Here is a 20,586-nt window from a genome sequence, read left to right on the forward strand (position 1 = left end):
TATCACCCTTCTTTAGTTTTGGGAGGCATGCCCTTTTAAATCTTTTCAAGTGCCTGGTAAAAATCTTCTATTATGTCTTCTACATCCTCAAGGCCAACACATATTCTTATCATATCTTCATAAACACCCATAGCTTCTTTTTCTTCAGCAGAAAAACCTACATATATAGTTGATGCGGGATGTACAACAAGTGTCCTTACATCTCCTATATTGGTTGAGTTTACGGCATACCTTAGTGAATCTATCACTTTAAATGCATTTTCCTTGGTTCCAACCCGTATTGTTAAAATTGCTCCATATTTGCCTCCAAACTGTTCTGTTGCAAGCTGATAATATATACTTTCCTCAAGCCCAGGATAATTTACTGAAACTACCTTTTTATTTTCCTTTAGGGCCCTGGCAAGACTAAGAGCATTTTCGCAAATCTTTTGCATACGAACACCAAGAGTTTCAAGCCCGATTGTATTTAAAAATGCATTAAAAGGCGATATACAGGCACCAAAATCTTTAAGCAAATTATTTCGAAGTCGTGCAATGTACGCAAATTCACCATACTTTTTGTATTCCTTAATAAGCGGATACCTATCATAATCAATTTTCATGTTGCCGCTTGCGACTATAATTCCGCCAATACAGCTGCCGCTTCCATTTATAAACTTTGATGTAGAATGAACCACTACATCAGCACCAAGTTTTATGGGTTTTACAAGATACGGTGTTGTGACAGTGCTATCAACAACAAGTGCAATACCATGCTCATGTGCAAGATCAGCTATTTGCCTGATATTTGGAACATCAAGTTTTGGATTTCCTACCGTTTCTATAAAAATTACTTTAGTTTTATCTGTTATATACTTTTCAAAGCTTTCAACGCTACTGTCCTCTGCAAATCTTGTTTTGATACCAAAATTCTCAAATGATTTGAACAATGAATATGTGCCACCAAAAATGCCGCTTGCTGAGACGATTTCATCTCCACTTTTCACCAAATTCAATATTGCTAAGGCAATTGCTGCCATGCCAGACGATGCGGCAACAGCAGCAATGCCTTCTTCTAAAAATGCTATTCTCCTCTCAAATGCCTCAACTGTAGGATTATTAATCCTTGTATATACAAAACCTGGCTTTTTGCCAGAAAAAACTTCTTCCAGTTCGTGTGCAGTTTCGTATTGGAAAGAATTACACAGGTATATTGGAATATTTGTTGAACCCCTTTCTTCCTTTGGACCAATATTTCCGTGAATCAAAGAAGTATTAAATCTCATTCTTGTCCACCCTTTTTTACAAATACTGTATATGTCCCATCGTTGTTATTTATCACTTTTAAAATCTCATGACCTTCTTCTTTTAAACTTCTCGGGACATTTTGAATAGGCTCACCCTCGTTCATTCTTATCTCTATGATTTGTCCTACCTCCATGTCCTCCATTGTGGCTTTTGCCTTTACAAACGTCATTGGACACACAAGATTTGTAATATCCAAAAAAACATCAGCTTTGATTTCACTCATTAAAATCACCCCTTTTATTTTCTATTGCTTTTTCTAACTCTTTTTTGAATATATCCCATCCAACTCTCTCTATGGTATTTCTAAACCTCTCGCCTTGTTTGCCATATTTTTTGTAAAACTCAAGTGTAGCTTGAATGACCTTGTGAACATCCTCTTTTGAAAATAGGATCGGCAAAATCTGTTTTCCAAGCGCTATATTGTTTCCAAACATACCACCAAAATGGAGAAGATAGCCAGGCTTGCCTTTCCACGAATTAGTTGGACACGACTTTACACACCTTCCACAATAGGTGCACTTGTCTCTATCTATGGTAATCTCTTTATTCTTCTCATCTATTTGTATTGCCTTTGTTGGACATACAGCCTGGCAAAGTCCGCAAAACGTGCAGCTGCTCTTTTCCCACTCAGGTTTTACTGCTCCTTTTATACCTAAATCATTTTCTTCAGCTTTAAGGCAATTATTACCACAACCTGTTATTCCGATTTTAAATTTGTGTGGAAGTTCTTGAGCATAATATCTCTTGTCACACTCGTTTGCAAGCTCTGTTGTGTCTATAATTCCGTTTGGGCAAATGCTACTGCCTTGGCAAGCAGTAATTGTCCTTACTCTTGGTCCGCATGCACCAGGCTCAAGTCCTGCTTCTGATAACTCTTTTTTAACCGCCTCTATATCCTCCAGTTTGATAAATGGTATTTCTACTCCCTGTCGTGCAGTCAGGTGTACATATCCTCTACCATATTTGTTTGCAACCTCGTATATTTTTTTTAATTGTTCGGCACTTAGTCTCCCGCCAACTACTCTTAGCCTCATAGAAAAATAACCTTTTTGGACCTGTCGCATAAACCCCCCTTTTTTTAGCTCACTGTAATTTATCTCTTTCACCTCAAATTACCCCCTAATCTTTTCAAATGATGTGGATTTCTTCCTCTTCCACATAACTTTCATATATCCTAAATGATTTTAAAACAGGATTTTTTTCATCCATGAGTGATAATATGAGATAGCTCAAACTCTTATCAAAAGCAAGTCTCTTGTCCTCTTCAGATGGCCTTGCGGGTGTGGTGGGGTGGCTATGAAAATTGCCAAGTAATACCCAACCATTTTTCCGCATATCTTTTACTGCTGCAAACTGCTCAAGCGGATCCATTGAAAAATGCTCTGGGCTTTGGTCAACATTGGTAAGCAAATAAACCTTTTTGACAATTCTTTTTTCATCTTCAATAACTCCACCCAGAAGTCCGCACGCCTCTATAGGCAAGCTATTTAAACAATGAGTCAAAATTTCTTCATATAATGTTTTTGGTAATATTATCAATTTTTTTCGTCCCTCCTGTTTTTCAACGTCTGCTTTAACAGCTTTTTCTTTAGCTTTTTAAATCACACTGAGGCTGTTCATAGTCAATTAACTCTTTTATTGTTGGATTTGGCCCGCATATTTCACAGCTTTCTCTCTTGTTTATCTTTACTTTTCTAAATTCCATCTTCAAAGCGTTGTAAATCAGGATATATCCTGTTAGAAGTTCACCAATTCCAAGCAAATATTTAATTGCTTCTGTTGCCTGGATTGTGCCAATTATACCACCCATCACACCTAAAACTCCTGCCTGTCTGCAAGTTGGAACTGCATCAGGTGGTGGTGGGTTTTGAAAGATACATCTAAAGCACGGCCCTTTCTCTGGCACATAAGTCATGGTTTGCCCATCAAATCTTATGATACCTGCATGTGAAAATGGTTTTTTTAGCATTACACAGGCATCGTTTATTAAAAATTTTGTTGGAAAGTTGTCTGTGCCGTCGATTATAAAGTCATAATTCCTATCTTTTATGATATCTATAATATTGCTTGAATTTACCATTTCACGATAAGTTACTACTTCCACATCAGGATTCATTTGGTTTATCTTTTCCTTTGCAGAAAACACCTTTGGCTTGCCTACATCAGGTGTAAAGTGTATTATTTGTCTTTGAAGATTGGAAAGCTCAACTGCGTCAAAATCGACAAGCCCGATTGTTCCAACACCGGCAGCTGCCAAAAACATTGCAGCAGGGGAACCAAGTCCCCCAGTCCCAATGATCAAAACCTTAGATTCCAAAAGTTTTTGCTGTCCTTTTGCGCCAACCTCGTTCAGGATGATATGTCTTGAGTATCTTTCAAGTTGTGTATCTGTTAACTTCATAATAGTCCCCCTCCCATGAAATATAAAAACTCAACCTCATCGCCATCTTTTACTGTAACTTTATCATATTCACTTCTGGGGATAATTTGACCGTTGAGCTGCACTGTTACGTATTCTTTCATTGAGACATTTAAAGCATCTAACATCTCAAAGATTGTCATCTCTCTTTCAATTTGTACTTCATTACCATTTGCCTTAATTTTCATTCTTTTCTACCTCCCTCATAAATTTTTCATGTATTTTTAAGGCCCCATCTAAGTCTTATCTGATTTTCTAAAGGGCCAAATATTGCCTTTTCTACAACAAGTCCGAAAATAATTGTTACTATCATCACGCTAATGACCTGACTCATATCTGCAAGGTCTCTTCCAACCATAAGTACTTGTCCCAAACCTTTTGTAGCAAAGAGCATCTCACCTGCCATCAATGCTCTAAATGCAAACGACCAACCTTGTTTCATTCCTGAGATAACATAGGGAAGGCTTGCGGGGATTATTACATTTAAGTAAAGTGTTATACCTTTTGCACCCATTGTTTTTGCTGCTTTTATATAAAGTGGATTTACATTTTTAATGCCTGACTCAACTGCAAGTGTTATAGAAAATAGAGAACCAATTGCAGTTACAAATATAATGGCTTTTTCTGAAAGACCATACCATAGTATGGCAAATGGTAACCAGCAGACGCTTGGCAATGTCTGAAAACCAAGAATAAGTGGTCTTAAATTTCTATCTAAAAATCCGAACTTTACTATTGAAAGTCCAAGAATAATTCCCGCAATAAGAGAAATCAAATAACCTATAACCATTCTTTTAGTTGTTGCCCAGATTGCTATGAACAAAACATTGTTATCCAGAAGTCTTATAAAAGTTTCTGCTACTGATACAGGAGATGGAAACACATAAGGTTTCCATATCTTAAAAAGCTCAACAAAAATTCTATAGACCAATTCCCAAACTGCTATCAGAGCTATATAAAACAGTGTCCTTTTCAAAACTCCAATCGCTATCGTATTCTGCTTTTGCAATCTTTTCCACCTCATCTTTTAACTCTTTCATAATAGCAGATATCATATAGACTATGTCAGGATTATCAAGAAGTCGCGGCCTTGCAAGTCTTATTTCAAAAACCTTTTTGATTTTTCCCGGGTTTGAAGACATAACCACAACTTTGTCTGCTAAAAGAACCGCTTCTTCTATATTGTGAGTCACAAATATAATTGTCTTTTTAGTCTCCCACCAGATTCGCTGAAGTTCAAGCAGTAGGATATTTTTTGTCTGACTGTCAAGTGCTGCAAAAGGTTCATCCATAAGAAGAACTTCAGAGTCAAGCGTCAATGCCCTTGCTAATGCAACTCTTTGTTTCATTCCACCTGATAATTGGTGAACATAAACGTCTTTAAACTTAGTCAGGTGAACCATCTTTAAGTATTTAAGCGCCCTTTCATGTCTATCTTTTTTGGGCACACCTCGTATTTTCATACCAAATTCAACATTGTCAATTACTTTTAGCCATGGAAATAAAGCTGACTCTTGAAACATTACAACTCTATCTGGACCAGGTGACAAGACTTCTCTGCCGTTTAAAAAAATTTTTCCCTCAGTGGGTTTTTCAAGCCCAGCTATTATATTCAAAAGTGTAGATTTGCCACAGCCAGATGGACCGAGAATGCATATAAACTCTCCATTTTGTACTTCTAAATTTATTTTTTCTAACACATTTATTTCTTTGTTTTTTGATTGAAATCTCTTACTTACATTTTCAATCACCAATGCCAATTTTCAGTACACCTCTTTGTTTTTGATTCTATCTAAAATTTCTGTATTCACTAATTCTTCAATATTTGGTTTTCCTCTTAAGTATCCCAAGTCAAAATATGACTCAATGGCTTTCTCCAAAGGCTCTCTTTGTATTTCACTTGTAAGTTTGATATTTTTGAATGACTCATTTAAAACATCTTCGGGCAATGGCTTAGAAGTTATCTCAGAAATCTGTCTATTTATCATCTTGCATGATTTTTCAGGATTTTTTTCAATATAATCTGTTATCTCTAAATGTGCTATGAGAAATTTTTCTACAATATCAGAATGCTCTTTTAAAAACTTTGAAGTTGTTATAATTACTGTTGTAGGAATATCTATGTATTGTGCTATTTGGCTACCGTCAAGCACAACATTGGCATTTACTTCTTTTTTCAACCTTGTTCCCCAAGGTTCAGGAACAAGTGCTACATCTATCTCATTTCTGTCAAGCAGAGTTTTAATATCTGGATTTTCAGCTTGAATAATCTCAATATTTCCACCTTTGGTAGTATCTTTAAGTCCAGCTTTGTTTAATAAAAACCTTAATACAATATCCTGGGTATTCCCAAATTGAGGAACTGCAATTTTCTTGCCTTTTAAGTCATCTAAATTTTTTATATTTAAATCCTGCCTTGAGACCAGCATCATTCCTCCATTTGCAGCTCCTGCGATAATCTTTATTTCACCGTTTGTCTTTTCAAACCCGTTTATCGCAGGAATTGGCCCAATATAACCTATGTCAACCTCATCTGCTAAAAACGCTTCTATCTCGGCCGGACCTGCATTGAAAACCTTATATTCAACCTTTACATCTTTGCCTATCCTTTTTTGGAAAATGCCAAGTTCTTTCCCTACCAACGCTTGGGCATGAGTTATATTCGGGAAAAATGCAATTCTTACTTTAAGATTTTTGTCTTCTTTTCTTGCATAACATCCTGAAAGGAGAAATAACAAAGTAATTGGCAGTATAATTAAGGCAGCCACTTTATAATATCTTTTTATTGCCATTTATGTGCCTCCCTAATATCAACTATTTATATCAAAATACTCTGAATTAAAGTTATTTTTTTACCTCTGCCCACACCTGCTTTTGAGCAGAGGCAAATTGTTATTTTTTGTATTCTTAAATTTCTATCTAAATACTTGGTTATTAAAATTATAATATAGCATTATTTCCATGTCAATACCCATTCAAAAATTTATAATCCAAAGTTGCAACAACGATACTAAAGATTGTTAAGTACAGCTGTTATATAGGATTAAAAACATAGCTACCAAATAGCTCACGTATCAAACCAGAGACTAAATTCTACAAAATAGCCCCATCTTTATCGCTACTAAAAAGAAAACTATTTGCTATAATGAAGCATTCAAAAAACATGGCAGTAACACCCAGTTGGATTGAAAGCCAAACATGCTGCCTTACCCATCCTGCCTTCTCTTAAGATACTCTTTGTACCCTGCTTCCTCTAACTCTTTTGCCTTTTCTTCAACTTCATTTTTCATCCTCTCTTTGTACTCGGCTATTTTTTTTCTTATTTCAGGATACTTCACCCCTAAAATCTCAGCAGCCAAAATTCCGGCATTTTTAGCATTGTTGATTGCAACAGTCGCCACAGGAACACCTGCCGGCATCTGAACAATGGATAAAAGAGAATCAAGTCCATTTAAAGAAGATGTTTTTACAGGAACACCAATAACTGGCAAGTTTGAAATTGAAGCAACCATTCCTGGAAGATGGGCAGCTCCGCCAGCACCAGCAATAATTACCTCAATTCCCCTTTCCTCTGCCTCTTTTGCATATTTGACCATCCTCTCAGGTGTCCTGTGTGCAGACACAATTGTCATCTCATACTCAACTCCAAAATCTTCTAAGACTTTTGCTGCCTCTTTCATAACAGGCAAATCTGAGTCGCTTCCCATAATTATTCCAACAAGTGGTTTCTTCATTACATTTTACACCTCCGATTTTATTTTTAACACTTCCTTTACTTTCTTTGCCTTTTCTATAGCTCTTTCTAAATTATCGTCGAGTATTGTTATATGTCCCATTTTTCTGAAAGGTGCGGTTACTTTTTTGCCATAGAAATGAAAAGAAACACCTTCTATTGAAAGTGCATTAATCAACCCCTCTATGACAGGTGTCCCTTTGTACCCATCTTCACCTAATAGATTTATCATCACAGCAGGAGACAAAAGCTTGGTAGAACCCAGTGGCAAATCACAAATGGCCCGAAGGTGCTGTTCAAACTGACTCGTAATGCAGGCTTCTATGGTATAGTGGCCTGAGTTGTGCGGCCTTGGAGCAATCTCGTTTATTAAAATTTTTCTGTCTTTTGTCAAAAAGAGCTCAACTCCAAAAACACCAACACCTTGGAGTGCTTCAACTGCCTTGATTGCTATCTTCTTTGCTTCATCCTCTATATCCTTTTCAACTCTTGCTGGTACAATGAGCATATCGAGAATGTTTGCAATCTCATCAAAAACCATTTCTACAACAGGATATGAAACAACATCTCCTTTTTTATTTCTTGCAACAATAACAGCAAGTTCTTTCTCCACGTCTACAAATTCTTCTATATAAGATTCAGTTTTGAGAACTTTATTTATATCGTCTTTACTTTTTATAACCACAACTCCTCTACCATCATATCCGCCTTTTGTTGCTTTCTGAACAAGCGGAAAACCAAAGTTTTCAAAAAAAGATATATCAAAGCTCTCTACCCTTTCAAACCTCGGTACAGGAAGCCCTGCACTTTGTAACACCTGTTTTTGCTTCAGTTTGTCTTGAATTATCTCTAAGCAATATGGAGATGGCAGAATATTGTATCCCTTATCATAAAGTTCTTTTAGAACGCTTGTGTTAATATGCTCTATTTCATACGTTGTAATGTCACTTTTTTCAACAAGCTCTTTTAATTTTTCTGGACTGTAAAAATCACTTACAATCAGCTCGTCTGAAACTGAAGCTGCAGGACACGCAGCACTTGGGTCTAAAGAGATAACATAAAACCCCATCTGCTTTGCCTTTTGAGAGAGCATCTTCCCAAGCTGTCCACCGCCAATTATGCCTATTTTCATAAGAGGATAGCCAAAAACTCTTTTGTCCATTCTTTTCCCCCATCTCTCCTTTTAAAAGTGTAGCTGTTTTTAAAACTTTCAAAAAATGACCTCCTCATAGAATTAAGAATATTTTATCTTCAATTCCATGAGGAGGTCAACAGCTTGAAAGTATATTCTATTTAAAAAATATATTCTACTTTATCAACGAAACATAATCCTCTAAACTCCCGTCATCTAAGCAACATTCTATAATCTGTCTTCCAAGAGGATGCAAATCCAATGTTTTGAACTTGACAATCTCTTTCTTGAAGAAATCTGTCAAAATCTTTGCACCTTCCATATATCCTTCTTCACCAACTTCTGGCTGAAGGTCAACCTGAAGTAAAAACTTTGGAATATATGTTCCTTCAACCTTCATGTACTCAAGGGCATACCCTAAAAGAGGAAGTTTTGCTGGCTTTAGCTGATCGGACCTTAGTCTCACATTTCCTCTTTTTGCCAAGTACTCTCTTGTAATCCACTGAGGCATAAAGCCAACTTTATACGCACCAATGTATTGATTTGGAATGAGAATATACTGAGTTCTTGTAAATTGTAATATCTGCTCTAAAAGAAGGTTTGCCTGCTTTACCATAAGACCTGTTGCAAATGGCCAGTAAGAACCAACACCTTCAGAGCTCAAAGCTTCAGCCTGTGTTATGCTTGGGTTAGCATGGCCACGGGGACTAACAAGCCTCCATAGCCATGCCAGTGCAGGTGGTAGAAGGTGAAATATGCCTACTATTCCATACGTAGGTTTTGACTTTGTGCAAGGTGGTGTTCTTACCCCAAAACTTCGTATATCAACCTCAACAGGTTCATCTACAATATTAGGGATGAACCTGCGGGGTAAAATCACTCTCGGATTTGGACAAGGCTTGCCTGGTTCATCCATTGTATGCTCCCAAATAAGGCAAGTTGAACCAGGCACACCTTCTAAGTTTAAGAAAATAAGTGGCTCTGGCGGATGAATGCAAAGCCTTTCTAATTGCGGGTCTGTGCCATAATGAGTGATATTGTCAAGCCTTACAAACCAGCCTTGTTCTGCATCCTTTACAACCATTTTAGAACCTGTTTGAAGGCTGGGATGAACAAGAGCGATATCATCTGTAACAGGATGGATTTCACAAGACTCTTTTATCTCAAGGTATATTTTCTCTTTTGTAATAATGTTTTCGCCCAAAAGAACCCTGTTGTCTTTTTCTCTATGCATCTGCTGGCACATCTCGCTTTTGCCGCCACCGCTTGCACCTTCGTGCATGATTGTTATGACATTGTCATATGGCGTGACAATTCTGACAGTTGAGGCGTGCGCAGCTACCCAACCTTCCATCTCGCCAATGTTCAAAAGTACACCATATACGCCTTTTTTAGCGCTCGGCCCTGGATACAGGTTATACGAAAATATCTCATGAACACTGTTTACCCTATTGTGTACAACCACTTGCTTGCCGTTAAAATGTGTGTGTCTGAATGGTGGAGCAACATAAATTACCGCTTTCGGCTCAAAAAGCTCAATCTTTTCGAATTCACTTCTTGGAATAAACCCCTGAATATCAGCAAGTGCAAAACCAAAAAACGCAGCATTAAGCGGTGCTATCACAAGCGCAGGATAGCCGTGTTCTTTCCCACCAGCATAGAAACCATATACAATCAGTTCTTGTTTTTTTAACCACTCAAATGTTTCTTTTCTGACCTCTTCAAAATTATCTCCGTATACATCTTTATACCTTGGTTTATCAGTCTCACCTTCATCACCAATAATTAAACTATCAGGGTCTCTTCGTCTCATGTATACATCTGGATAATTAACAACAATGCCATTTTTGCACCTTGTGACAATTGCCTCAACTACTTCATCCTTGCCTTCAACCTCGTATTTGACCTCAAAAATCATATTGTCTTTTCCACCAAGTGATAGGTCAATAAAATCAGATCTTTTTTCAGGCATAGTTATTCCCTTGCAGCTATTTAAAATATCAAAAACTTCATCTTTTATTTTCAAGTTCAGTAATTTATTCATTGTAATAAATACCTCCTGTTCGAAATTTTAGTTATTCTCAATAAACTCTATTTTCTCAAGTACAAGCCTCAAGATGTATCTGTAATCGTCTACAGTTTCCTTTGTTTTCTTGATATCGTCAGAATTATCCTTCAAAAACTCTACAACATAACCTTCCAAACACTGCACAACAACCTTTAAATCTTTGAGAAAGTTTTTGTCTTTGTTTGTGTAAAAGGTAAGTGTCTTTGTGTTGAGGTGAAATACATCCAACAAGACAAGTGGCAATGCCCATATATCAACATAGCTCCCGTCCCAAAAGTATTTGTAAAAGAAGGTTGCTAAAAAAGGATTGGTTTCACAATAATCTTTAAAAAACTTCTCTATAAGTATAAAAAAACTCTTTCTTGTCAAAAGTTTTGAAGCCAAATCTTTTGTTCTGTGGAGGTTTACCTCATAAATCTCAGCAAACAATACAAATACCTCCTTAAGTTACATTTTCAACCTTAACACAACAACAAAAAAAGCCAATATTTGCAAAGCTTTTTGCCTTGCAAATATTGGCTTACCTTGCAACTGGCCTTTTTTCTGGCCCTTTGCTCGGTCTGCCAATTCCTACCTTAGGCGTTTTTCTAAGTTCTCGTTCAAAGTTATCACTATCACCTTTTCCCCATTGGCAGTGTTGACATCAGAGTATATTCCCGCAATGTCAACATCTATAACCTCTTTTATGAGTTTTTCTAACTCATCCTTTGCATTTTCAAAGAGGGTTGCTCTTACCTTCTTGATAAGCTCAACCCCATCTTTTGTTTGGGCAAGCTTTTTTTCTGTTGGACTTAAAAAGCCAAGTAATCTCACAACTATTATATCCTCTGTGATTATTGTCTTTATCTGTTTAGGGCCCCTGCCCATGTATTCCATCTCAAACTTGCTGACTGCTTCACTGATTTTTGCTTCTATTTGTCCTTTTGTCATCCCTTTTCATTTTTTGTTACCAGTTAATCTGTTTATAAGTATAGCAAAATGAAATTTGAATGTCAAGATTATTCAAAAATTTTTTGTAGTAAACTTTTAACAGATTGATATTAAAGCCATTTTGGACAACCAACCTGTAAATTTTGCAAGTTTACATTTTTATTTTTTCATTATTCAGCCAAAAAAATAGTGCTACCCAAACAACTTTTGGGCAGCACTATTTTAGATTTTTGTAAATCCTAAAAGAACTTTATTTCCTGCTTAAAATCTCATTTAAATCTTTTTCAGGATTAGATATTGGTTTTATATTGAACTTTTCGACTAAAACCTGCAAAATATTCGGTGATACAAAAGCTGGCAATGATGGACCTAAATAGATGTTCTTCAAGCCCAAGGATAGTAGTGTCAATAGTATTGCAACAGCTTTTTGTTCAAACCATGAGAGAACTAAGGTAAGTGGTAGGTCATTTACATCACAATTGAATGCCTTTGCAAGCTCAATTGCAATGACAAGAGCTGAGTATGCATCATTGCACTGACCAATATCCAAAAGTCTTGGAAACTCGCCAATAGTACCAAAATCCTTTTTGTTAAATCTGTACTTGCCACACGCTAAGGTCAAAATCAACGTATCCTTTGGCGTCTTTTCTGCAAACTCTGTATAGTAGTTTCCGCCTGGTTTTGCACCATCACATCCACCAATTAAGAAGAAGTGCTTAATTTGGCCGCTTTTGACTGCATCAATTATTTTGTTTGCAATGCCAAGCACAGTGTGATGTCCAAAGCCAACAAGTATCTTCTTTTCTTCTTCATCCTCTTGCCAGCCACCAAGTTCAAGCGCCTTCTGGATTATTGGCGTAAAGTCCTTTTTGCCATCTACTTCTTCAATGTGTGCAACACCATCAAATCCGACGACGCCTGTTGTGAAAATTCTATCTTTATAGCTGTCTTTTGGCTTTTGCAGACAGTTTGTTGTCATCAAGATACAACCTGGAATTCCATCAAATTCTTTTTGCTGGTCTTGCCATGCACCACCATAGTTTCCTACTAAATGTTTGTATTTTTTGAGCTCTGGATAGCCATGTGCAGGTAACATCTCACCATGGGTGTAGATATTAATGCCTTTTCCTTCTGTCTGTTCTAAAAGTTCTTTTAGATCTTTTAAATCATGTCCAGAGACAATTATAAATGGTCCTTTCTTCTTTGAAATCAAAACCTCTGTTGGCTGTGGATGACCAAAGGTTTGTGTGTGTGCTTCATCAAGTATCTGCATGCACCTGAAGTTCATCTTACCAAGTTCCATGTTTAGGTTAAACAGTTCATCTGCTGAGATGCTGTTGTCTAAGGTCCTTGCGAGTGCTGTAAAGAAGAAATTGTTTATATTTTCATCTTGCTTGCCAAGCCTTGCTGCATGATGAGCATATGCAGCCATTCCTTTTATTCCATATATTAGAAGTTCTCTGAGTGACCTTATATCCTCGTCAATCTCATCTGCCAAAATCCCAACCTTTTTCCCATCTTCAATCATCTTTTCTACATCTTCTGGTAGTCTGTAATCTACTGCAGCAGGTACGTTTTGTAAGCTACCCACCTGATTTTTGAGATTTTCTTTTACTGTTTGTGCTTCAAGGATATACTTTACAAATCTTTTCTCATCAAAGTTTACGTTTGTAAGTGTTGAAAACAGGGCATCCATCATGAATCTTGTTGTGTACTGATCAATTTTCTTTCCCTGTTTTAAAAGTTGGTCACCTAAGTAAGCAATGCCCTTTAGCTGGTACAAAAGAAGATCTTGCAAGTTAGCAACTCTGCTGTCTTTGCCACAAACGCCAACCCTTGTGCAGCCTTTTCCACCTGCTGTCTGTTCACACTGAAAACAAAACATCTCTGTTTGAATCATTTCAAATAACACCTCCAAAAGTTATCTATAGATTTTTACCCAAAATTTATTCTTTTATACCACCATCGGTGGTAATTGTAACCTCTGAATACGGTAAAATCTTTTGTGCCTGAAGCATAGCTTTTTTAACTATATTTGCAATACCAGTACAGCACGGCACTTCCATCTTGACAACTGTTATACTCTTGATTTCATGATTTTGGATTATCTCTAAAATCTTTTCATAGTAATATTCAATATCGTCAAGTTTGGGACACCCTATTATTGTAACCTTTCCTTTCATAAAATCCTTGTGAAAAGACGCATAAGCATACGCAACACAGTCAGCTGCAATCAAAAGGTGGCTACCTTCAAAAAACTTAGCATATGGATTGACAAGAGCAAGCTGCACAGGCCAGTTAATAAGCTCAGATGAATCTTGCACCTCTTGCACTGAAGGCTTAGCAGCTTCCGAAGGTGCAGCAGCTTCTTTTTTCTCAATAATCCTTTCTTGTGAACCCGGACACATACATGAAAATTCTCTCTTAGATTTAGTTTTTTCAATTCTCTCTTCTACAGCCTTTTCATTAAAAGGCTTCACATCTGCCTCAATTATCTCAATTGCCCCAGTTGGACAAACAGGAAGACAGTTCCCAAGCCCATCACAGTACTCTTCGCTCACAAGTTTTGCCTTGCCATCTACCAGCTCAATTGCACCCTCAACGCAGGCATTTACACAAAGACCACAACCATTGCATTTTTCTTCATCAATTTTGATTATTTTTCTCACCATATCCAATCATCCCTCTCTGTTTAGTTGCAATTATATTTTATATGGTTTAGAATATATTTGCGGTAACATATGTTACAGTTTTAAATTTTGAGAGGAGAAAATTTTATGAGCTATTCTAAACTATCCAAAACGAAATTATTTAAAGGTATAGAAGAAAATGATATCGAAAGGCTTTTGTGTGGCTGCAGCTTGGTCCAAAAGAGTTTTGAAAAAGATGAGATAATTGCGTTTGAAGGAGATGAATGCACTTCCATAGGAATAATACTTGAAGGAATGGTGGATATTAAAAAGGTCTCTACTTCTGGCAAAGAATATACAATAACAACTTTGCTTCCCGGAGATACATTTGGAGAAGCCGTGATATTTTCCTCATCAAATTTTTTCCCAGCGACAGTTGTTGCTAAGTCTAATACAACTATCTTGTTTATCCCAAAAGATACTATTATAAATCTCAGTAAGAAAAGTGAAAAGTTCTTGCACAACTTTTTAAATATATTGTCAGATAGAATTCTTCTTTTAAACTCAAAATTAAAAGAATCTACACTTATAACTCTGCGACAAAAGATCTGTAATTTTTTGCTTGAAGAGTTCAAAAAGCAAAAAAGCCTCAAGATAAAGCTTTCTCTTTCAAAGCAGGAACTTGCAGAAAAGTTCAATGTGCAAAGGCCTTCTTTGTCAAGAGAGCTGATAAAGATGAGAGAAGAGGGACTTATAGATTTTGGGGGAAAGGAAATTTGGATTAAAAATCTGGAAAGAATTGAAGAGTATTTATATGAAAATGCTTAAAAAATACCGTTAAAGAAAAAAAGAGGCTGTCACACCTCAATATTTGATATGCTCCCGAAATTGGGATATAATATTAGTTCAGCTTTTGATAATGTATCAAGCATTTAAGTAGATTGCTTCCATGGAAGCAATCTAAAACAAATTAGAACCAGAAAAATCAGAGCAATATATTCCAGTATTAAATTTTGTCCAGCTTTTGAAAAATTTGTGCGTGAAAAGCTTTGAAATGGTAATACCAAAAAATAAAGGTAGGCAAGATTATCCTGAATGATTTCTTACCAAGAGGGATGGTTCAATTTAAATACACAAAATTGTTTACAGACCCATAAGTGAAACACAATAAAATCTATTTTCAAAAGAAATACTGTCCTGATTTGAGAACTTGTTTATTGCTTGATAATCTTATGAACAAAATCAAAAGGAGTTATCGCTCTTGATGTAAGCTTTTTAAACTTATCATCTCTTGTTATTAACCACTCCGCCCTAATTTTTTTTGCACATCGAAGTTGTAAAGCATCTTCTAAATCTTTTATAGCTGAATTTTTCAAAGCATCTTCTACATCCTTTTTATTTATACTAACAAGTTTTACTATACCAAGTAATGCTTCAATACCTTGACGTGCTTTTTCATTTCCTAAATTTTTGGAGATAAAATAATAAATATCTGTTACAGCAAAAGAAGCAATGTACCCTTCCACAATGTTTTGCTCACAAAACTTTAATACTTTATAGGAATCAACGTCAAATGGTGATCTTTTTAATAAAACATCCAAAATAACATTAGTGTCAATTAGCACCTTCATACTTTTTTAGCCTCTCATTCCTTATTTGTTTTACATCTATCTCTTTATTACTGCAATTCTCCAGCAAACCATATAAAAAATCTACTGCAGAGGCATCACTCTTTCTAATTGGTATAAGTTTAGCAACCTGCTTTCCATTTTTTGTAATAATAATCTCTTCTTTCTCAGCAAGTTTCAAATATTTCCCTACTCTCATTTTAAATTCTGTTGCATTCACAATCATAGCTATCACCTCATTTTAAAGCTTAGCTATTTTTATTGTAACATAAAATAGTCATTGTTGTAAATCGCATTTTGACCAGTTGGACGGTTTCTTTTTTAAAACTTTTTTATGAAAAATTGAAATTCGGAGTAGTACTATTTTTTGAACATTCCAAAAATCATTGCTGAATAAATGATATTAACCCATATAGGCGAGAACCTGAATAGAGTATAATGAAAAATAAAAAAACATTCGATGTTGGTAAAATAAAGAAAAATAAGCAATGAAAGGTTATCTCAGAGGATGGTTAACATAGATGACTATATCTACTAAAAAAGAAAAAATAAAAACTTCTATTTGGAACAAGCAATTTCTAAAGGTATAATATACCAATTGTCTTAAGTGGTAAAATTTTACTCAACAACACTATTCAAAAGATAGCTTCAATTGTATGCACCATAAAACCTCTTTTTAAAATACAAAGCCACATTTACAAGCATGAGCATAACAGGCACCTCAATCAGCGGTCCAATTACAGTTGCAAATGCTTCTCCTGAACCCAAACCAAATGTTGCAACAGCAACCGCAATTGCAAGTTCAAAGTCGTTACTCGCCGCTGTCAAGCCGACAGTTGCACTTTCTGGATATGGATATCTCATCTTATATGAAGTAAAGAAAGTTATCAAGAACATCATTACAAAGTAAAAAGTAAGAGGTATTGCAATCCTTATAACGTGTAGTGGAAGTTCAACAATGTATTTACCTTTAAGAGAAAACATCACAATGACTGTAAATAACAATGCAACTAAGGTTATAGGACTTATTTTCTTTACAAAGCTGTCTTCATACCATTCTCTTCCTTTTTTCTTTACCAGTATAACCCTTGTTAATAGTCCTGCAATAAATGGAATACCAAGATAGATAAATACCGAAATCGCAATATCTTTCATTGAAATATGAAGAGCAATGTTTTTTGTATCAACACCAAAAATAGGTGGCAAGACTTTTATAAATACATATGCAAAAATTGAATATGTCAATACCTGCCATAGGGCATTCAAAGCAACAAGCACTGCAACATAGTCTCTATCTCCATCAGCAAGGTCATTCCACACAAGTACCATAGCAATACATCTTGCCAAACCTACTAAAATAACCCCAATCATATAGTGCGGATAGTCTCTCAAAAGCAAAATTGCTAACAAAAACATCACAACAGGTCCAATAAACCAGTTAAAAAGTATTGCTATTCCAAAAGGCTTTCTTCCTTGCCTCATTTTGTTTATCTCTTCATATCTTACCTTTGCAAGTGGCGGGTACATCATCATTATAAGCCCAAGTGCAATTGGAATTGAAGTTGTGCCGATACTCAGCTTATTTAAAATGTTTGCAAAGTTTGGGAAGAAATAGCCAATCAAGACACCTACAATCATTGCAAGCAAAATCCAAAGAGTTAAAAACCTGTCTAAAAATGAAAGTCCTTTTTTGTGATCCATTGTTATTTTGCACCTCCATAATATTCTTTTTTCACTCTTTCAATCAAATCTAAAATCTTCTTCTCTATCTCATCTCTGATTTTTCTAAACTCTTCAATGGGTTTTCCTGCAGGGTCGCTCAAGCCCCAGTCTTCTTTGTGTTTGCAAGGTAAGTATGGACATTCCACTCCGCAGCCCATTGTAATTAAATAATCTACCTCTTTGGGAATATCAAAAATTGTTTTTGGAAATTGATTTGAGATGTCAATCCCCTTCTCTTTCATAACCTCAATTGCCAAAGGATTGACTCTATCTGCTATCTCTGTACCTGCACTGTAGACTTCAATTAAGTCCTCACCATAGTAACGTGCAAAACCTTCTGCCATCTGGCTTCGGCAGGAATTCCCAACACACACAAAAGCAACTTTTGGTTTCATACCTAAGGCATCCCCCTTTTTTTTAACTTTTTGTAAAAGCTTTATTAGCTTCTTCTGTTGCTTTTTCACAGCTAAATCCATTTTTATTTTCTTCTTTTAGCTTCTTCAAATCACTTTTGAAAGGCTCTTCAGACGAAAATTTTGTCTTCAAAAACTCACAAAGCTCACCATATTCTCTGCAAAACTCCTCAGATACGCGATAATAAATCCACTGAGACGTTTTTCTGTAAGAAACAATTCCCCTCATTTTTAGGACCTGAAGATGTCTTGAAACATTTGACTGAGTAAGCCCTAAGACCTTTTCAATCTCACACACGCAAAGTTCGTTTTCTAAAAGAAGATTCAAAATCCTAAGCCTATTTTGGTCGCCCAATGCTTTGAAAATTTCAGCAAGTTTCATATCTTTCACTCTTCTCTTTCCATGATTATATTTAAATTTAATCATATAATATCAAATTGTTAAGAGTTTGTCAATAAAAATTATGTGAATTAGCTCGAATAGGTGTAGAGATATTTACCACAACGAAAGAATGTGCGAAGATACTAACGAGAAGGTTATAAAAAGAATTGAGGCTGCCTCTATCCTGACCATGAATATAATTAAAAAGTGTAATCTCCCATTCAAAAGAAACATTCAAAAACTACCAGGATGGGAGGGCAGCCTACTATAAATATTATATCATATCACGAAATAAGAAAAATATCTCCCGAAAAAGCAAGAGAATTAATTCGAAAAGTATTTGAAGTAAATAGCAAAAACGTATCAAAAACTGCTAAAATATTACCTGTATCAAGACACACTGTAAGAAGAGCAATTTACGGTCCTCTTGAGGATAAATCAAGAAAACCTAAAGCTTGTCCAAGAAAACTTTCTTCTGAGCTTGAAAATCTCATTATCCAAGAGGCTAAAAGAACAGGATTCAAGAATACAGACGTCTTTCGCTTTATTTATTCAGAAAATACGGAGTCAAAATAAGTGAAAACACGATAAAGTCAATTCTTAAAAGAAATGCTGTACCGAGAAAAACAAGGAAGACAAAAAAGGGAGAAAGAAGTTTGTATGACTACGAGACTCTTATTCCTTTTTCTGAGTTTCAGCTTGATACAAAGCATCTTTTAGATAAAGACAGCCTTCCAAAAGAAGTATATGAACACATTAAAAAATACAACTTACCGTGTTATGAGTGGAACATGATAGATGTTGCAACAAGAACAAGATTTACGGCTTACTCCTATGAACTGTCATCTGCTTTTGGCTTTATGTTTATATCCTTGGTTGCTTTGTGGCTAAGAATACATAATGTGAGAACCCCAATAAAAATCCGATTGGATAATGGAGAAGAATTTTGCGGAGGAAGTGAAAGAAAGTTAAAGGAGTGGAATGAGATGCTGTCATTTTTGGGAGTAGAATTAAAGCCTATTCCACCAAAAGCAAAACACCTGATGGGTATAATTGAAAATTCACCAAGAAGCAGATGATGAATATTTTTTGATGATTCACATGCTGAAAGATGTAAAACAAAAGATGATTTTCTTCAGAGAGCCCAGAAATGGCAGGATACATGGAATTTCTTCAGACCTCATAGTGGTAAAGGAATGAATGGGAGGACACCATTTGAAAAGTTCATAGATTCGAAATCTCTGGTCTCCTCCCACGTTTTTCAGTTTCCTACGTTACTTCTTGAGGACATTCTGAAGAAGGTAGGTACTTTCTATCCTATTTTCTGTAATAAATTAGGTGGTAAATATGTCTTCACCAAGTGCCAATTATGTGAATTAGAGGAAATGTTTTTTATAAAAAATTGTTGTTTTCAGTAAAACAATCATCCCACTAAATTCGGTACATATGGTTAAAATATAATTGATTGGGACAAGAGTGGAAGTTTATTCTAAAAAATAAAAAGTAAATTCTAAAAATTTGAAAATTTGAATTTTTAAACAACACTATGCAAAAAGCAAAAAATATTCTCCAAATTTCCTCTAACCGAAAAATGTCTATTTACAGTGTAAATTTCATTACAAATGTCACATTAAATTTAGCATGATTTACTTAATATCATCTTTATTTCATAGCAAAACTCATATCTTTTTTATTCATTCAACATTTGCTCAATAATTTCTGCTGCATCCTTTACAAACTTAGGACAAACTGTTCTAAAAAGATTATTCTCTTCAGCATACTTTCTGCCTTCAGGAGTGCTTATATCACACTTCAAAAGCTCGTTACAAATAATAGTTCCATTTTTTTCTTTAAATTTCTCTGCAAAATCTCTCACCTTTTTATAAGTAGTGACTTTTGCTTCTTTGTCTTTTGAATCTGTATTACCATATTTTAAGCCAATGAGCATAAAAGCTCCCGTTACAGCCCCACAAACGTGGCCTAAACTTCCCATTCCACCACCAAATGCACAACCAATTTTTAGAGCATCTTCTTTTTTAAAACCCAACTCCTCACAATAAGTAGAAAATACAGCTTGTGAACATGTAAAACCTTCCAGAAACTTTTCAACAGCAATATCTGCTTTGTTCATTAATTTCACCTCATCTTGTTATTTTCATAACAATTATAACATATTCTATTGAGATTTTTCAAAAAGAAATTTATTATATAATTACAAAGTTATAGGGAGAATTGGGGCGAA

At 35.6% G+C, this 20,586-nt stretch carries 23 protein-coding genes and 1 pseudogene; 2 read left to right on the top strand and 22 right to left on the bottom strand.

Annotated features, from left to right (window positions below):
* Positions 1–35: 35 nt before the first annotated feature.
* From ELD05_RS08160 to ELD05_RS08235, 16 genes are all read right to left on the bottom strand, one after another.
* Positions 36–1,265 carry an O-acetylhomoserine aminocarboxypropyltransferase/cysteine synthase family protein gene (locus tag ELD05_RS08160; RefSeq protein WP_127352036.1) on the bottom strand — a complete coding sequence of 410 codons (1,230 nt, stop codon included), beginning with the start codon at positions 1,263–1,265 and terminating at the stop codon, positions 36–38.
* Entirely contained in the window at positions 1,262–1,510 is a 249-nt protein-coding gene (locus ELD05_RS08165; protein ID WP_127352037.1) for a sulfurtransferase TusA family protein, read from the bottom strand. Before ELD05_RS08165 ends, ELD05_RS08160 begins: the two co-directional genes overlap by 4 nt.
* Positions 1,503–2,393, bottom strand: a complete 891-nt coding sequence (locus tag ELD05_RS08170) for a 4Fe-4S binding protein (protein WP_127352038.1) — start codon at positions 2,391–2,393, stop codon at positions 1,503–1,505. The genes ELD05_RS08165 and ELD05_RS08170 overlap by 8 nt, the downstream gene beginning before the upstream one ends.
* Before the next feature lie 22 nt (positions 2,394–2,415).
* Complete coding sequence (locus tag ELD05_RS08175) at positions 2,416–2,826, bottom strand: M67 family metallopeptidase (protein WP_127352039.1); 411 nt, start codon at positions 2,824–2,826, stop codon at positions 2,416–2,418.
* 49 nt (positions 2,827–2,875) lie between these two features.
* Entirely contained in the window at positions 2,876–3,688 is an 813-nt protein-coding gene (locus tag ELD05_RS08180; protein WP_127352040.1) for a HesA/MoeB/ThiF family protein, read from the bottom strand.
* Positions 3,685–3,894, bottom strand: coding sequence for a sulfur carrier protein ThiS (gene thiS, locus ELD05_RS08185; RefSeq protein WP_011917159.1), 210 nt, complete (start codon positions 3,892–3,894; stop codon positions 3,685–3,687). The genes ELD05_RS08180 and thiS overlap by 4 nt, the downstream gene beginning before the upstream one ends.
* A gap of 26 nt (positions 3,895–3,920) precedes the next feature.
* Positions 3,921–4,682 (bottom strand): ABC transporter permease, encoded by a 762-nt coding sequence (locus tag ELD05_RS08190; protein ID WP_206516918.1) that lies wholly within the window; start codon positions 4,680–4,682, stop codon positions 3,921–3,923.
* The gene (locus ELD05_RS08195) at positions 4,627–5,466 is read right to left on the bottom strand and encodes an ABC transporter ATP-binding protein (protein WP_127352041.1); all 840 of its coding nucleotides are present in this window, start codon (positions 5,464–5,466) and stop codon (positions 4,627–4,629) included. The genes ELD05_RS08190 and ELD05_RS08195 overlap by 56 nt, the downstream gene beginning before the upstream one ends.
* 3 nt (positions 5,467–5,469) lie before the next feature.
* On the bottom strand, positions 5,470–6,498 hold the full coding sequence (locus ELD05_RS08200) for an aliphatic sulfonate ABC transporter substrate-binding protein (RefSeq protein ID WP_127352042.1): 1,029 nt from the start codon (positions 6,496–6,498) through the stop codon (positions 5,470–5,472).
* Between the two features lie 414 nt (positions 6,499–6,912).
* Complete coding sequence (gene purE / locus ELD05_RS08205; RefSeq protein ID WP_127352043.1) at positions 6,913–7,440, bottom strand: 5-(carboxyamino)imidazole ribonucleotide mutase; 528 nt, start codon at positions 7,438–7,440, stop codon at positions 6,913–6,915.
* A 6-nt stretch (positions 7,441–7,446) separates the two neighbouring features.
* Positions 7,447–8,601, bottom strand: coding sequence for a 5-(carboxyamino)imidazole ribonucleotide synthase (locus ELD05_RS08210; RefSeq protein WP_127352044.1), 1,155 nt, complete (start codon positions 8,599–8,601; stop codon positions 7,447–7,449).
* A 145-nt stretch (positions 8,602–8,746) separates the two neighbouring features.
* Positions 8,747–10,615: a DUF4914 family protein gene (locus ELD05_RS08215; protein ID WP_127352045.1), complete on the bottom strand. Its 1,869-nt coding sequence runs from the start codon at positions 10,613–10,615 to the stop codon at positions 8,747–8,749.
* Between the two features lie 27 nt (positions 10,616–10,642).
* Positions 10,643–11,068, bottom strand: a complete 426-nt coding sequence (locus ELD05_RS08220) for a hypothetical protein (RefSeq protein WP_127352046.1) — start codon at positions 11,066–11,068, stop codon at positions 10,643–10,645.
* A gap of 141 nt (positions 11,069–11,209) precedes the next feature.
* A complete protein-coding gene (locus ELD05_RS08225; RefSeq protein ID WP_127352047.1) occupies positions 11,210–11,569 on the bottom strand; it encodes a DUF2294 domain-containing protein in 360 nt (119 codons plus the stop codon).
* 250 nt (positions 11,570–11,819) lie between these two features.
* A complete protein-coding gene (hcp, locus tag ELD05_RS08230) occupies positions 11,820–13,469 on the bottom strand; it encodes a hydroxylamine reductase (RefSeq protein ID WP_127352048.1) in 1,650 nt (549 codons plus the stop codon).
* A 46-nt stretch (positions 13,470–13,515) separates the two neighbouring features.
* On the bottom strand, positions 13,516–14,241 hold the full coding sequence (locus ELD05_RS08235) for an ATP-binding protein (RefSeq protein ID WP_127352049.1): 726 nt from the start codon (positions 14,239–14,241) through the stop codon (positions 13,516–13,518).
* Positions 14,242–14,346: 105 nt separating this feature from the next.
* On the opposite strand from ELD05_RS08235, the gene ELD05_RS08240 reads away from it, so the two are divergent.
* Entirely contained in the window at positions 14,347–15,027 is a 681-nt protein-coding gene (locus tag ELD05_RS08240) for a Crp/Fnr family transcriptional regulator (RefSeq protein ID WP_127352050.1), read from the top strand.
* A 386-nt stretch (positions 15,028–15,413) separates the two neighbouring features.
* Here ELD05_RS08240 and ELD05_RS08245 read toward each other — a convergent pair whose 3' ends face one another.
* The 5 genes from ELD05_RS08245 to ELD05_RS08265 all read right to left on the bottom strand — a co-directional run bounded on the left by ELD05_RS08245 (position 15,414) and on the right by ELD05_RS08265 (position 18,344).
* Entirely contained in the window at positions 15,414–15,830 is a 417-nt protein-coding gene (locus ELD05_RS08245) for a type II toxin-antitoxin system VapC family toxin (protein WP_127352051.1), read from the bottom strand.
* A complete protein-coding gene (locus ELD05_RS08250) occupies positions 15,814–16,053 on the bottom strand; it encodes a type II toxin-antitoxin system Phd/YefM family antitoxin (protein ID WP_127352052.1) in 240 nt (79 codons plus the stop codon). Before ELD05_RS08250 ends, ELD05_RS08245 begins: the two co-directional genes overlap by 17 nt.
* Positions 16,054–16,475: 422 nt before the next feature.
* Entirely contained in the window at positions 16,476–17,528 is a 1,053-nt protein-coding gene (gene arsB / locus ELD05_RS08255; protein WP_127352053.1) for an ACR3 family arsenite efflux transporter, read from the bottom strand.
* 2 nt (positions 17,529–17,530) lie between these two features.
* Positions 17,531–17,944 (bottom strand): arsenate reductase ArsC, encoded by a 414-nt coding sequence (locus ELD05_RS08260; protein ID WP_127352054.1) that lies wholly within the window; start codon positions 17,942–17,944, stop codon positions 17,531–17,533.
* A gap of 22 nt (positions 17,945–17,966) precedes the next feature.
* Positions 17,967–18,344 carry an ArsR/SmtB family transcription factor gene (locus tag ELD05_RS08265; RefSeq protein WP_127352055.1) on the bottom strand — a complete coding sequence of 126 codons (378 nt, stop codon included), beginning with the start codon at positions 18,342–18,344 and terminating at the stop codon, positions 17,967–17,969.
* A gap of 267 nt (positions 18,345–18,611) precedes the next feature.
* Here ELD05_RS08265 and ELD05_RS08270 point away from each other — a divergent pair.
* Positions 18,612–19,762 (top strand): annotated as a pseudogene (locus tag ELD05_RS08270) (IS481 family transposase).
* Between the two features lie 272 nt (positions 19,763–20,034).
* Here ELD05_RS08270 and ELD05_RS08275 read toward each other — a convergent pair.
* Entirely contained in the window at positions 20,035–20,475 is a 441-nt protein-coding gene (locus ELD05_RS08275) for a C-GCAxxG-C-C family protein (RefSeq protein ID WP_127352056.1), read from the bottom strand.
* Positions 20,476–20,586: the final 111 nt, after the last annotated feature.

Source organism: Caldicellulosiruptor changbaiensis, assembly GCF_003999255.1.
GTDB classification, from domain to species: Bacteria; Bacillota; Thermoanaerobacteria; order Caldicellulosiruptorales; family Caldicellulosiruptoraceae; genus Caldicellulosiruptor; species Caldicellulosiruptor changbaiensis.